Source organism: Paracoccus onubensis (assembly GCF_003591515.1).
GTDB lineage: Bacteria > Pseudomonadota > Alphaproteobacteria > Rhodobacterales > Rhodobacteraceae > Paracoccus > Paracoccus onubensis.
On sequence record NZ_QZCG01000004.1, the window covers coordinates 300047 to 314066 of the forward strand.

Below are 14020 nucleotides of genomic sequence, written 5' to 3' on the forward strand. Positions count from 1 at the left end.
GATTTTCGCTTATGAACGAACCCCGCGGCGGTTATGCCTCCGGCAAACCGGGACATTACGCATGGCCCGTCAAACAGGTCCAGAAAAGGAAAGATTATTTCGACCAAGCATGCATGAAAGCAAGGAGTCGTAGAAATCAGCGTGTTTTCTCCAGATGCCAGTTCAACGCTGTCCGCACAGCCGGCCATTCCGAGGCGATGATACTATAGACGCAGCTATCGCGAAGGGTGCCGTCACCCAACCGCATATGCTGCCGCAGCACGCCGTCGAGTTTTGCGCCCAGACGTTCGATGGCGCGGCGGCTTTGGTGATTCATGAAATGCGTCCGAAACTCGACCGCAATACAATCCAGCACGTCGAAAGCATGCGACAGCAGCAGAAGTTTTGCTTCTGTGTTCAATGGAGTCCGCTGGACGCGGCTTGCATACCAGGTGGATCCGATTTCCAGGCGCGGGGTTTTAGCATCGATATTCATATAGGTGGTCATTCCTGCTACCTGTCCTGTCGCCCGCTCGATAACCGTAAACGGCAGCATCGTACCCGCCTTCTGAAGCGCCAGGCGGCGATCGATCTCTGCCGCCATGGCTTCAGGCTCAGGGATATTGGTGTACCACAACCGCCAGAGATGGCCGTCCTTTACTGCATCGACCAAAGCGTCATGGTGCTGATGCTCCAGAGGAATAAGTTCGACATATCGCCCCGACAGGCTGATCGCTTCGAAAGTCATCACTGCTGTCTCCCCTGCCATTGCGGCTTCATTCCCTGTCGCGCCCGATCGAATTCATCCCGCCCCCTGACCTGCCCCTGAATTTTCATCCGGCGGCAACTGGAGCCCGGTTGCTATTTACGCCAATCGGCGCGGGTTGAGCAATCACCCGACGCGCAGAGCTTTCATCTCGCGCGGGCCGCGCCAAGCTGAAAGCAGATGAACTTTTCGATGTGATTGCGACCAGCCTGCGCCAGTTCATTTTTAGGTTCCATTTCCCCTCCCCCGTTTCTCCAGATGTTACCCTTGCGCAAAGCAGGGCTTTGGCACGTCCAACCTTTGCCACGAGAACACAGAGATTTCCGTTCAATTGATTCCGATTTGATTCCGGAGATTCCGAATATCGAGGGGAAACCATCCTGCGCCAGCTCGCGGATCGAGCAGTGGATAAATGAGATCGACCAACAGGTCAGAGATCATCACCAACACGGCGCCGATCAGAGTGATGGCGAGGATCACCGAATAGTCCGAGGAAAGCATGGACTCGACCGTCAGCCTGCCCAGCCCTGGCAGGCCGAAAACCAGTTCGACAAACATGGGCGATTGATAATGGTAATGAGGATAAGGCCGAGTTGGGCAACGATCGGCGTCAGCGCCGGCCGGAGTATGTGTTTGAGCGCGACGATGGCTTCGGATACGCCCTTGGCACGCGCCGTCCGCATGAAATCTTCCGAAAGAATTTCAAGCACCGCAGATCGTGTCTGGCGAAAGATCAGCGCGATGGGCTGCATCGACAGCACGATGATCGACGGGATGATCCGGACGTCGAAAACGCCGAGCCCCCGCCGGAGCGGCAATCGCCCCTGCGTCAGCAGCCCCCCGGAATAATCCCGCAGCGCCTTCGCCCCGGCGGCCTCCGGCACGAAGGACAGCTCCCCCTCGCAGAACTTCTTGATCTTGCAAAAGATCAGCGGTGCAGTCGGCGATGTCATGACGGCCTTCCGGTCGTCCAGGACCGAACGCTGGGTCGAATCCGGCGATCCTCCAAGTGGCGGCAGAGAAATTGGGAGCTTCTGACGGCATCTGTCATTCCCGTCAAACGATGCCTGATGAGCGCGCAAGGAACACTGACAGGCAGGTTCGACTGAAAGTCGGAGGGTTTGCGCCACACCATGAATACCAGATAATGCCATTTTTGCTTAATGCAGGAGATTCCTGCGTTCTGCCGACGATCTTGGAACGGCACATACCCGCATATCATGTCCCCGCAGATGAGCAGTGAACCAGCATTGGAATCCTCCGGGTCTGCTCTGACAGCAAGCCGTCACACCCCTCATCTGTGCGGGGCATATCTGGCGTTTTCCGCTTTTGGCCGATGCCGGGCATTCTTCAGGGGCACCGCTCCCTTGCGCAGAAACGGAATCACCGCATGTCGCCCGCGCCCTCGATGGAACAGCCCGCTTTTACGGCCCCCCGTAACGACAAACCGGCATGGGCAAAATCTGCTCGCGAATTGCACGCCGGACCGCGATTGCGGCGACGGCTGTGGCCATGGGGAATCGTGGTTCTGTTGATGCTGACACTGGTGGCGGTCATCGCGATGCCCGATCCGGCGCCTCCCGCTGCGCCTCCCACCCCTGTCGCCGCCGATACAGCCACCCTTCTGCATCCGCTGGATGTGTTCACCGTACGACCGCAAACCCTCCGCCGGACCCTTGCGGTCAGCGGCACCCTGCACCCGTATATTCAGGTCGAGATCGCCAGCCGGACGACAGGGACGGTCGAACAGGTTCGGGCGCGTCTGGGCGACCGGGTGTCGCGTGGCGATCTGTTACTGCAAATCGAAAGCAACAGTCAGCAGGCCCAACTTCTCCAACAGCAGGCGGCGCTGGAGGCCAACCGCGCACAGTCGCTATTGGCCGAGACGCAGAGGCAGCGGTCCGAACGGCTGAGCGATCGCGGACTGACCGCCGCCGCGAATCTCGAAAGCTCCCGCAGTAATCTCGAAGTGCACAAGGCCAATCTGGAAATGCAGCGTGCAACCGTTTCCGCCGCCAGGATCGCCCTGCGCGATACCCGCATTCTCGCACCTTTCGACGGCATCATAGCCGCGCGCAAGGTCGATCCGGGCCAGACCGTCGCCAGCGGCACCGCCGTCTTCGAACTGGCCGACCTGTCCAGCATGCAGGCAAGGGTGGACGTCCCGGTGGCCAGAACCGTATCATTGAAACCCGGACAGAAGGTTCACCTGACATTGCAGGGCCTGCCGAACCGGGAATTCATCGGTCGAATCGATGGAATCGCTCCGGTCGCCAGCGAAGGCAGCCGCAACAGCGCCGTGACGGTGCGGGTGGACAATCCCGACGGAATCCTGCGCGGCGGCATGTTCGTCAGTGGTCAGGTCGAGATCGGCAGCCTGCCCGACGCCATCGCCATCCCGCAGGACGCGCTGCGGGAAGATGCGGACGGCCGTCATGTGCTGAAGATCAGCGGCGACCGCCTGGTGCGCCAACCGGTCGACATCGACCCGTCCATGTGGGACAGCAACGCCCTGATCGCGATCACCTCGGGCCTGAAGGCTTCGGATCGGATCGTTTCGGGGCGGTTGCCGGAGCTGCGCGACGGCATGCAAATTCGCATCGAGGAAGCGGGCTGATGTTCCTGACCCGCATCAGCGTCAACAACCCGGTCTTTACCGTGATGGTCATGCTGGCCATCACGGTTTTTGGCCTGTTCTCCTGGCAGCGCCTGCCGGTTGAACATATGCCCGATGTCGATGTACCCGCCGTCGCCATCGTGGTCGGCTACAAAGGAGCATCGCCGGAAGCGGTAGAGAATGACATCATCAAACCCATCGAGGACTCGATGGCGACGATCAGTGGAATCGATGTGATTCGTTCCACCGCGCAGGCCGGGCAGGCCATGGTCCTGATGCAGTTCGATCTGGAGATATCCCCGGACGAGGCGATGAACAACGTGCGCGACAGGATGGCGGCGGTTCAGTCCAGCCTGCCGGATGCCGCCGAAACGCCCAGCATCCTGAAATTCGATCCTTCCGCCACGCCGGTCATCTCGCTGGCGATCAGTTCCGATCGACGCTCCCTGTCGGAGCTCACCCGGCTTGCCGAGGATCACGTTCTCGACCGGCTACGCAATGTGAATGGTGTCGGCAGCGTCACGCTTGTAGGTGGGGTTCCGCCGCAGGTCGATGTAACCATCGATCCCGACCGGCTGGCCGCGCAAGGCATCCCCCTGTCCGAGGTCAGAACGGCAATCGCAAACGATGCCGAGGATCTGCCGGCGGGGACGATCACCGGCGGCGCGCAGTCGCAATCGATCCAGATCCGCAGCGCATTGGCGAATATCGATGATTTCCGCGACCTGATCATTGGCCATCACGCAGGACAGCCGATCCACCTGTCCGATGTCGCCGATATCAGGATCGGCGCTGCCGAGGCGCAAAGCCTCGCCTTTCTCAATGGCGAGCCCGCGCTGGCAGTCGACGTGATGAAGATTCAGGGCGCCAATACGATCGAGGTGGCCAACGGCATTGCCCATGCGGCTGAAAGTCTCGGACAAAGCCTGCTGCCCGGCGATGTTCATGTCGAAGTCATCGCCAGTGAGGCCGGGGCGGTCGAGGATTCGGTGGGCGCGGTGCAGAACATGCTGATCGAGGGCGCGGTCCTCTCGGTGCTGATCGTGTTCCTGTTCCTGAACTCATGGCGTTCGACCGTCATCACCGGGCTGGCTCTGCCGATCTCGATGATCGGAACACTGGTGGCGCTTCATTTCCTTGGCTTCACTTTGAACATCATGACGCTGATGGCGCTGTCGCTGTCGGTCGGCATCCTGATCGACGATGCCATCGTCGTGCGCGAAAACATTGCCCGCCATCTGGAGGCCGGCAAAAGTCATCGCCGCGCGGCGTTGGATGGCACGGCAGAGATCGGCCTTGCCGTCACCGCCACCACGCTTGCCATTATCGCCGTGTTTCTGCCGGTGGCGTTCATGAACGGCATTCTGGGCCGGTTTTTCCTGCAATTCGGCGTGACGGTTTCGGTCGCCGTGCTGATCTCGCTATTCGTGGCCTTCACACTGGACCCGATGTTATCCAGCGTCTGGAACGATCCGGCCGCGCAGCCGGGGGTCCGACGCGGCCCGGTGGGGCGGTCGGTTGCACAGCTCAATCGCGGTTTCGACCGTCTGACCGGATGCTACCTGTCGATACTCCGCTGGTCGCTGCGGCACCGGCTGACAACGCTGATAATGGCCATTACCCTGTTCATCGGCAGCTTTGCCCTGATCCCGATGGTTGGCGCCGAATTTCTGCCCTCCGAAGATAACGGCCGTGTCTCGGTCAGTATCGAAGCACCTCCGGGGTCGTCGCTGAACTATACCGCCGCCCGTGCGCAGCAGATCGAGGCAAGGCTGCGCGAGATGCCCGAGGTCGCTTCGACCTATACCAGCATCGGCACGGCCAGCGTGGGGAGTGGCCAGAGGAATACCGCAAGCATCGGGATAACATTGGTGCCACATGCGCAGCGTGATGCCTCCGCGACGGAATTCGCCGCCAGCCTGCGGCCCATGCTTCAGCGTCACGCAGGGTTGCAGACCGAGGTCAGTGCCGGGAACGATCTGAGCGGCACGGGCAAGCCTGTGCAAATCGTCGTTCTGGGGCAGGACAGCGAGACGCTGCGGCGGATCGGCGATCGGGTGACCGAGCGGCTGACGGATATCCCGGGAGTCGAGGATATCACATCCTCGATGCGACAGACCCAGCCCGAAATCGGAATCGAACTGGATCGCCAGAGGGTCAGCGAACTGGGCCTTACCGCTCGCGATCTGAGCGCGGTTCTTCAGCCGATGATGATCGGCGAAACCGTCGCCACCTGGACCGCTCCTGACAGTCAGAGCCATGATATCGTCATCCGTCTTGGCGAGGCCGATCGCAGCCGGATCGAGGCATTGGGCAACCTGCCGGTTGGCATCGATTCGGGGAACGGCCAGATTATCCGGCTGGACCAGGTCGCCCGGATCGAACGGCGCAGCGGCCCGGACGAGATCCTGCGCGAGCAGTTATCGCGCCGGGTCACGATCGAGGCGAATCTGTCCCCCGACGCGCCCGGCGATGTCCATGCGCAAATCTCTCGCCTGACGAAGGAAATGGAACTGCCCGAAGGCTATCGCTTTTCGCTTGGCGGCGATACCGAGCAAATGGCCGAAGCGGGCGTCTCGGCGGTCTCAACGCTGTTGCTGGCGGTGATATGCATCTATCTGGTGCTGGCCTCGCAATTCGGCAGCATCCTGCAACCGCTGGCAATCATGATGTCACTGCCGCTGTCGCTGATCGGTGTGATTGTGGGGCTGTGGCTGGGCGGGTCCAGCCTGAACGTGATGTCGGCAATCGGTACCATCATGCTGATGGGGCTGGTGGTCAAGAACGCCATCCTGCTGGTAGATAATGCCAACCAGCAGGTTCGCCGGGGCACAAATCTCTACGACGCCCTCATGGATGCGGCGCACACCCGCTTTCGTCCCATTGCGATGACCACGCTGGCGATGATCCTGGGGATGCTGCCGATGGCGCTGAGCCTGCATCAGGGCACAAGCCAGAACGCACCCATGGCACATGCAGTGATCGGCGGGCTGATCTCGTCTACCGTGCTGACGCTGGTGGTGGTGCCGGTGGTGCTGACCTATCTTGACTCACTGGGTCGCCGGGTAGCGCGCATCCTGCCTGAGCCGCCTCCCGACGATCATCGGCATATGCCCGGCCGGACGCCTCCCGCTGATCTGCCCGCGGAACCGCCCGTTGCCGTGGCCAAAGCGAATCTGGCCCTGTTACCGGGCCGGGATCGTGAACGGCCTGCGGCACATTCTTCCCAGTCTCAAATCGACGCCACTTACGACAGGCCGATTCAGAAAAGCTCGGCAGGATAGAGCCGGAATCGCGAATCCTTGTCGATCGGGTATTTTTCGATCTGGTAATTTTCCGCGGGGATGATCCAGGAACACCCGGTCGGATCGGCAAGTTTTCGCCGAAACCACCTCGGGACAGGAAAGCGTCATACATCTTGCCTAAGGTGTGCTTCGCTACAGACCGAAGTGATGAAGCAAAATCCAGCTATTTGGACGCAAATGACGCTTACCCGTGCCATACTGCCCGCCAATTCCACAGCCGAAGCGATTCAGGCCATACGCAAGATCCTGTTAGTCGATCATGTTACGCTGCATATGCTGAACAATCCCACCACGGGACTGGACAACCCTTTCGTCAGAACCACCTATCCCGAAGGCTGGGTCAGTCGCTATCTGCTGAACAACATGGCGGTCACCGATCCCGTCCTGCAACGTGCGCAACAGGGCGACACCCCGTTTTTCTGGTCCGAACTGATACTGAACGCAGATCAGATCAGGACGATGGAGGAATTCGGGCGGGCGGGTCTTGGCACAGTCGGCTACAGCCTTGTTCATATCGACCCGCATGGTCGCAAAAGCGTGTTGTCAATCAGCCGCGTCGAATCGAGAGGTTGGGACGAGCATATCGAGGCGCATGTCGATAGCCTGGAACAGGCGCATATGGACCTGCATGTAAAGGCGCTGGCCGAGGCGGCGGCCGATGCGATGGGCATTCCCCACCTCGCGCCACGCGAATATGAATGCCTGCGCTTCACCGCTCAGGGCAAGACCTACAGCGAGATCGCGATCATCCTGAACCTGTCGGAACATACCGTGCGCAGTTATCTGAAGCTGGCACGGGTCAAGCTTAACTGTGTATCGCTGGCGCAGGCGGTGGCCAAGGCTGTACGCTACAAGATGATCTGAGGTGGTGCGTCGGGAAAGCCTCTGATGCGCTTTTCGATCCGGGTGGCCGCATGCCACAGCCGTGCCGCCATCCGGTCCTGCCCCTGCTGTTTCAGCAGATGCGCCTGCATCCCGATCACGACAGCGCGACGTGTTCCATGCAACTGGCCGAAACCGGGATGTTTCAGAATCCGGGCTATGCCTTCATGCATTTCCTGCCCCGTCATTGGCGGGACTGGCAACATGACCTGGGTGGTGCCGCGGGCGTAAAGCATCCGCAGATGCGCCAGTGACCGCATGGGAGTCACGGGTTCCATGGCGCGCATTATCCCGATCCCGGTTTCCAGAAACCGCTGCACCTGAGCAGGATCCTGCACCTCCAGCCCCAGGCGCGCCAGCAGCGCACCCTTGTAGAGATGGGTTTCTGCGTTGGTCGAATCTTCGGCCAGCCTGCGTTCGATCAATCCCAGAACCCGCAGGATTTCGGTTGGACGGATTTCCGCAGCCAGGCAGTAGAGGGCAAAACTGTCTAAATCGCGATCCACTGGCGATTGCCTGTCAGTGCAGCATGGCGGGAACGCGCGTCGCCGCCGGCTGACAGGGCGGCATGAACGGAACCGAAGGGCGGAACAGTGGTCCGGCAATAGAGAGAGCTTGCCGCATGCTGTGCCGCACCTGACGGGATACCGCAAAAGACGCACAACAGACCGGACGCCGACCATACCCGTCGGCCGATCCGTGCATCTGCATCCGAACACCCGCGCGGCGATAGACGCGGCTCATCATCGGTTCAAAATTCGATACCAGGCGACTGATGCCCAAGGCCAGGGCGGCCTCACACAATGCGAGTAACATCAGGCTGAAACCCCTCCCTGCATCCATTTTTGAGAAATCCTGCGCCAGCAATTCCTCGTCCAGACACATCCGGGTGCCTTCCCAGATATCGTTGCCGATCAGATCCGCATTGCGGCCATGCGTTGCCCAGAACACGTCATGCAGCAGAGTCGGCCCATCGGTCGGCATCAGCCGCACGGCCCCGTAAAGCCTGCTGCGATCCCCTGAGTGCCAGACCAGATAGCTCGCCCCCAGATCGTCATAGCCGTCGCGTTCCTCATCTCCGCTGACCTGAACCGCCCAGTTCAGCCGGTCATAAAAGACCCGCTTGCGCAGGCGGAACATGGCACGCATCAAATGGGTATTGCTGGCGGTTTCATGCGGCTGGATTAGCGTGAACATCGACAGGTGCTCCTTGCTTCCTGATTAGAGAAAGCCTCGGGCAATGCGTCGTGAATCGACAGCGCCCCGTCTGCACGCGCCCATTCCGACCCCCGCATCTGTACGGGTCAGGAGATGGGGCCATTCAGCAGGGCCGCAGCGGCGACAATGTTCCGACCGCGACCCGGGTCAGCACCAATCCCGGCATGACCCGCAATTCTACCCGGAAATCGCTGTCGACTCGCAGCCCGTGCAATGCCGCATCCATCAGCCGAAGATTGATGCCCGACCGAGCCGAGGCCCGAATCTCCAGATCGGCAGGGCTGACCGGCACGCCCAGTTGCAATGCCAATCCGCGCGACAGCGCCTGCTTGGCCGAAATCGCCCCTGCTTGCTGCTCTTCGGGTCGCAACCGTGCCAATCCGGGTTGTTGCGCCAGCAGATGCAGTTCTGTCCCGGACAGCAAGCCGGCCTGCGCATCGGGGCGAATCGCTTGCAGATCCAGACCCAGCGTTTCAGACCCGCTCCGACGCAACCAGACAGCCACCTGCCCTCCATCATGGCTCATCGCTCCAACCATACCCGAAGGCCAAGCCACTTCGGGATGCCCGGGTATCGCCTGTGGTTGCAATCGCAGCAGGCGCATGCCGCGCGTCGCCATTGCTCGCGCAGTCAGAAACATGTCGCGCTCCGATTCGGGCAGAGCGGTCAACTGATCGCGATAAAGCGCCAGAAGGCGGGGACGGGCATCCGCCGCAGGCGCCAGAGGGGCGATCAGCAACAGTCCGTCAGCTTCCCTGTCAAGAATTCGGGCATGGTCCATGGTTCGGGTATCCAGCAAAAAAACACATATTCGGCGGTGGGTTCTCCAGTAGGCTCAGCCCCCCGCGCCCGTCAAATGCGGGTTGCCTTTGATGCCAGACAGGCAGGCCGGAACTAACCCCCTCATCTGTGCGGGACAGAAGATGCAGGGCTGAATGGGCGTTTAGTCCGCATCGCAAATCCCCGCCATGCTGTTCCCGAAATGACATCCCCGCCACCGAATGGAGGAAATGACATGGCATCTGGTTCTTCGCCACTGTTTCGGCTGATCCGCGCGGGCCGACCCTCGGTCACGACCTTGATTCTGGCGACTCTGGCAGCGGCAGCGGGCGTCGCCTGTTCGCTGGTCTTTCCACTGCTGACCCGCAAGGTTGTGGATACCGCAGGTAGTGGCGGGCTGATCAGCGAAACCATGTCCTTCCTGATCGCGGCATTGCTGGGAGCCACCCTGTTCAATGCGCTGTCATCGCTGCTGCTGGCCCGGATCGGTCATAATATCGTCGCTAATCTGCGCCAGCGGCTTTCCGACAAGATGCTGCGACTGACCATTCCCGCCTTTGACCACGAAGGCAGCGGCGAACGGGTCAGCCGGATCATGCGCGACTGCGAAAGCATCTCGGCCCTGACCACCACCCAGGTCGTCAACCTGATTACCGGCACAATGATGCTGATCGGGGTGGCGGCTGTCCTTTATTCGCTGGACAGCGCGCTGGCTATGACTCTGCTGGGCGCAATAATCGCCGCTTTCGCGGTATTGGTGCCTCTGTCGATGTTGCTGGACGGCCTCAGCCGCCGCACCCAGGATGAGGCCGCCCGCCTCAGCGGCCTGCTGACCCAGGTTTTCGGAGAAATCCGCCTGGTCAAGGCATTCACCGCCGAAGAACGCGAAAGCCGCCGCATCGGCAAGGCGCTGGAAAAGCTGCGGCGACTGGGCATGCGCAGCTCGACAGTCAATACCACTCTTGAGCCGGTGATTCAGTTGGCCATGACGACAGCGATCGTCACCATCCTGATCTATGGTGCCAGCCGGGTCTCAGTCGGCACCATGAGCGTCGGCACCCTGACCGCCTTCATTCTGTCGATCCTCAACGTCATTTCGCCGCTGATGCAGCTGACCATGTTCATGGCCGAGTTCCAGCGGGCAAAGGGCGCATCCGCCCGCATCGCCGTGCTGCTGGACGAAACAGAAGAAGAATATCTTGTCGCCGATCCCGCCCCCGCCAAGACCGGAGACCTGCGCTTCGAGAATGTGTCCTTCGCCTATCAGGCGGATGACGGCAACCACCAGCCGGTTCTGCATAATCTGTCACTGGTCTTTACGCCGGGCAGCAGCACCGCACTGGTCGGCCCCAGCGGCAGCGGGAAAAGCACTGTCCTGTCGCTGATCGAACGTTTCTATCGGCCACTCGACGGACAGATTACGCTGAACGGCACGGATATTGCCCGAATCCCCTTGCAGGATTGGCGCCGGATGATCGGCTATGTCCCGCAGAACGCCCCGATCATGCCGGGCAGCATGCGCGACAATATCACCTATGGCCTGACCGATAGTTTCACCGACGACCAGATCCGCGATGCCGCCGCCCGCGCCGATGCGCTGAACTTCATCGAGTCCCTGCCGCGCGGACTGGACACCAATCTGATCGAACAGGGCAACAACCTGTCGGGCGGACAGCGCCAGCGGGTCGCCATTGCCCGCATGTTCCTGCGCGATCCCCGGATCCTGATCCTGGACGAGGCAACCTCTGCGCTGGACGGTGAAACCGAAAGCCAGGTGAAGGCATCGCTTGACCGGCTGCGCGCTGGTCGCACCAACATTGTCGTTGCACATCGCCTGTCGACCGTTTTCGACGCCGATCTGATCGTTTTCCTCGAAGGGGGGCGCGTCTCGGGCTTGGGCACGCATGCCGAACTCGTGGCGACACATGAATTCTATGCCCGGCTGGTGGGACGGCAGAATCACGCCGCGGCCCAACCTGCCGCCGTCCTGCCAGTCCCGCTCTCCGCCTGATCTCGACCGAACACGGGAGTTCCTCCGATGACCATCAATACCCGCCATCTGCGCCCGCTATCGGCCCCTCAGTCGGAAATCTGGTTTGCCCAGCAGCTTGACCCGGCCAACGATCTTCTGGACCTGCGCGGCCATCTGCATCTGCAAGGTGACGTCGACACCGATCTGCTGCACCGGGCGCTGGATGTCAGCGTGGCCGAGTTCGACACGCTGCGTCTGCGCATCATCGATACGCCCGACGGCCCGCGCCAGTTCCAGACCGGCGACTGCGGCAGCGGGCTGATCGTGATCGACTGCGCCGATATGGCCGAGGCAGAGACGGATATGCAAACGCGCTGTCGTCATGTCTATGATCTGGCATCCGAGCCGCCATACACATTCGTCCTGTACCGGCTGGCGGACAATGGCGCGGTATTGTTCCAGCGCTATCACCATGCTGTCATGGACGGTTTCAGCGGCTCGCTGATGAATAGTCGGCTGGCCGAGCATTATGCCGCGCTAACCGAAGGGCGGACGGCACCAGTCGGCGATGTCGACAGCGTCGAAACGATCCTGTCCGAGGACGAACGCTACCGCGCCTCCAACCGCCACACGCGGGATATTCAGGCATGGCGCGACTTTCTGGCGGACGCCCCTGCCCCCGCGGGGCTGGACGGCACCCCGCACCGCGCCTCGTCAGCCTATCACCGAGCCAGCGCGGCGATACCCGCCAATCTGGCACATGCGCTGCTGCAGGCCGAAGCGACCGCCGGCGCGCGCTGGCCACAAATCCTGACGGCACTGGCCGGCGCCTATCTGCAGCGGATTGCCGGACGGCCATCGATGCTCTTCGATTTTCCAGTGGCCGCGCGCACCCGCGCCACACGCAATGCGCCGGGTATGCTGGCCAATGTCGTGCCCCTTCGGCTGGACATGACCCCGGACAGCTCACTGACCGACCTGACCCGCGCGACCGGCACGGGGATCCGCCACGCGATCAAGCATCAAAGCTGCCGCAGCGCCGAAATCCTGAAGCTGACCGGAAGCGAGGCACGCGGCTTCGGTCCGCGCATCAATATCGTTCCTTTCGACTACCATTTCGATTTCGCCGGCATTCCCGCTGAACTGACCGCCCTGTCGAACGGCGCGGTCCAGGATATTTCGATGACCATCGTCGGCATGCCGGGCAGCCCGGTCTTCACGGTCAATCTCGATGGCAATACCGAAATCATCACGCCGTCGCAGATTCAGATGCATCTTGATCGCTTCCTCGGCTTCGCCGATGCCGCCCTCGCCGCACCCCACCGCCCGCTGGCTCTCATCAACCTGTTGACCGCCGACGAAGCCCGGCAGATCGCGATTTCCAACGATACCTCCACCGACCTTCCGCCCGCGACGATCACCAGTCTTTTCTCGGGGGTGATAAAGCGGACCCCGGATGCCATCGCGGTGATCGATGATGATATCAGCCACAGCTTTGCCGAAATCGACGCCCGCTCGGATGCCATCGCGGCCGCCCTGCAACAGCAGGGACTGGAGGCGGGCCAGCCGGTGGCACTGCTGCTGAACCGGTCGGCTGACGTGATCGCGGCTTCGCTGGCAGTGCTGAAATGCGGCGGTCATTACGTGCCGCTGCACGAATTGCATCCCGACCAGCGCCTGAACGAGGTCATAGCCGCCGCAGACGCCCGTCATTTGATCGCTGATGCCGCTCTCGAAGGGCGCGGAATCACCTGTCGTCATTTGTTGCGACTGGACCGTGACCCTCTGCCCCCGGCGAAGCCGAAACCCCATTTGCCTGTTCCCGACATGCTGGCCTATGTCATGTTCACTTCGGGTTCAACGGGTACGCCCAAGGGTGTCGCCATCCGTCACCGGGACATCGCCGATTTCATCCGCGACCGCCGCTTCGCCAGCGGCCACAGGCGTGTGCTCCTGCATTCGCCTCATGCCTTCGACGCCTCGAATTTCGAACTCTGGATGCCGCTGTTGAACGGCCGCACCATCGTCATTGGCCCGCGCGAGGCGACCGACCCGGAACAGATGACTCGCGTGCTGCGACGTCACCGCGTGGACTCCGTCTGGTTAACCGCAGGCTTGTTCAATGAATTCGTCCGCACTGCGCCCGATTTCTTTGCCGGTCTCGAACAGATCTGGGCGGGTGGAGACATATTGTCGCCTTCGGCCATCGCCCTGCTGCAACAGCGCTTTCCAAAGCTGCGGATCGTCAACGGCTATGGGCCGACCGAAGCCACCACCTTTGCGCTGACCTGCCAGCTTGAACCCTCCCATCACGGGCCTGTCCCGATCGGGCGACCGTTGGACAACATGCAGGCGCATATCCTCGACGCGTCCCTGCAGGCTGTACCTGTTGGAGTTGTGGGCGAGCTGTATATCTCGGGGGCGGGTCTGGCGCAGGGCTATCTGAACCGCCCCGACCTGACCGCCGAACGCTTCCTGGCCAATCCGTTCAGCCCCGGACA

At 61.4% G+C, this 14020-nt stretch carries 11 protein-coding genes; 5 read left to right on the forward strand and 6 right to left on the reverse strand.

Annotated elements, in window-relative coordinates; genetic code table 11:
- Positions 1-136 precede the first annotated feature (136 nt).
- The 3 genes from D3P04_RS07985 to D3P04_RS23855 form a co-directional block, all read right to left on the reverse strand.
- Complete coding sequence (locus D3P04_RS07985; RefSeq protein WP_232844926.1) at positions 137-748, reverse strand: GNAT family N-acetyltransferase; 612 nt, start codon at positions 746-748, stop codon at positions 137-139.
- A 324-nt stretch (positions 749-1072) separates the two neighbouring features.
- Entirely contained in the window at positions 1073-1303 is a 231-nt protein-coding gene (locus D3P04_RS23850) for an ABC transporter permease subunit (RefSeq protein WP_220475287.1), read from the reverse strand.
- Positions 1258-1629 (reverse strand): ABC transporter permease subunit, encoded by a 372-nt coding sequence (locus D3P04_RS23855; protein WP_220475288.1) that lies wholly within the window; start codon positions 1627-1629, stop codon positions 1258-1260. The genes D3P04_RS23850 and D3P04_RS23855 overlap by 46 nt, the downstream gene beginning before the upstream one ends.
- Before the next feature lie 506 nt (positions 1630-2135).
- On the opposite strand from D3P04_RS23855, the gene D3P04_RS07995 reads away from it, so the two are divergent.
- From D3P04_RS07995 to D3P04_RS08005, 3 genes are all read left to right on the forward strand, one after another.
- Positions 2136-3362, forward strand: a complete 1227-nt coding sequence (locus tag D3P04_RS07995) for an efflux RND transporter periplasmic adaptor subunit (protein WP_182912773.1) — start codon at positions 2136-2138, stop codon at positions 3360-3362.
- On the forward strand, positions 3362-6646 hold the full coding sequence (locus tag D3P04_RS08000) for an efflux RND transporter permease subunit (protein WP_119747610.1): 3285 nt from the start codon (positions 3362-3364) through the stop codon (positions 6644-6646). The genes D3P04_RS07995 and D3P04_RS08000 overlap by 1 nt, the downstream gene beginning before the upstream one ends.
- A 198-nt stretch (positions 6647-6844) precedes the next feature.
- A complete protein-coding gene (locus tag D3P04_RS08005; protein WP_182912774.1) occupies positions 6845-7531 on the forward strand; it encodes a LuxR family transcriptional regulator in 687 nt (228 codons plus the stop codon).
- On the opposite strand, the gene D3P04_RS08010 is transcribed toward D3P04_RS08005, so the two are convergent.
- The 3 genes from D3P04_RS08010 to D3P04_RS08020 form a co-directional block, all read right to left on the reverse strand.
- Positions 7516-8055: a hypothetical protein gene (locus D3P04_RS08010; RefSeq protein WP_119747613.1), complete on the reverse strand. Its 540-nt coding sequence runs from the start codon at positions 8053-8055 to the stop codon at positions 7516-7518. The two genes, D3P04_RS08005 and D3P04_RS08010, sit on opposite strands and share 16 nt — an antisense overlap.
- Before the next feature lie 13 nt (positions 8056-8068).
- Positions 8069-8746 (reverse strand): acyl-homoserine-lactone synthase, encoded by a 678-nt coding sequence (locus tag D3P04_RS08015; RefSeq protein WP_119747615.1) that lies wholly within the window; start codon positions 8744-8746, stop codon positions 8069-8071.
- Between the two features lie 124 nt (positions 8747-8870).
- Complete coding sequence (locus tag D3P04_RS08020) at positions 8871-9548, reverse strand: hypothetical protein (RefSeq protein ID WP_119747617.1); 678 nt, start codon at positions 9546-9548, stop codon at positions 8871-8873.
- 234 nt (positions 9549-9782) lie between these two features.
- Here D3P04_RS08020 and D3P04_RS08025 point away from each other — a divergent pair, with 234 nt between their 5' ends.
- Entirely contained in the window at positions 9783-11558 is a 1776-nt protein-coding gene (locus D3P04_RS08025) for an ABC transporter ATP-binding protein (protein WP_182912775.1), read from the forward strand.
- A 27-nt stretch (positions 11559-11585) separates the two neighbouring features.
- Positions 11586-14020 (forward strand): AMP-binding protein (locus tag D3P04_RS08030; RefSeq protein WP_119747621.1); only part of this gene is annotated, 2435 nt, incomplete at its 3' end.

Bases quoted from the DNA above. Each gene is read 5' to 3' on its own strand.
- D3P04_RS07995 (WP_182912773.1), top strand. From the start codon at position 2,136: ATGTCGCCCGCGCCCTCGATGGAACAGCCCGCTTTTACGGCCCCCCGT.
- D3P04_RS08015 (WP_119747615.1), bottom strand. From the start codon at position 8,746: ATGTTCACGCTAATCCAGCCGCATGAAACCGCCAGCAATACCCATTTG.
- D3P04_RS07985 (WP_232844926.1), bottom strand. From the start codon at position 748: ATGGCAGGGGAGACAGCAGTGATGACTTTCGAAGCGATCAGCCTGTCG.
- D3P04_RS08025 (WP_182912775.1), top strand. From the start codon at position 9,783: ATGGCATCTGGTTCTTCGCCACTGTTTCGGCTGATCCGCGCGGGCCGA.
- D3P04_RS08000 (WP_119747610.1), top strand. From the start codon at position 3,362: ATGTTCCTGACCCGCATCAGCGTCAACAACCCGGTCTTTACCGTGATG.
- D3P04_RS08005 (WP_182912774.1), top strand. From the start codon at position 6,845: ATGACGCTTACCCGTGCCATACTGCCCGCCAATTCCACAGCCGAAGCG.
- D3P04_RS08020 (WP_119747617.1), bottom strand. From the start codon at position 9,548: ATGGACCATGCCCGAATTCTTGACAGGGAAGCTGACGGACTGTTGCTG.
- D3P04_RS23850 (WP_220475287.1), bottom strand. From the start codon at position 1,303: ATGTTTGTCGAACTGGTTTTCGGCCTGCCAGGGCTGGGCAGGCTGACG.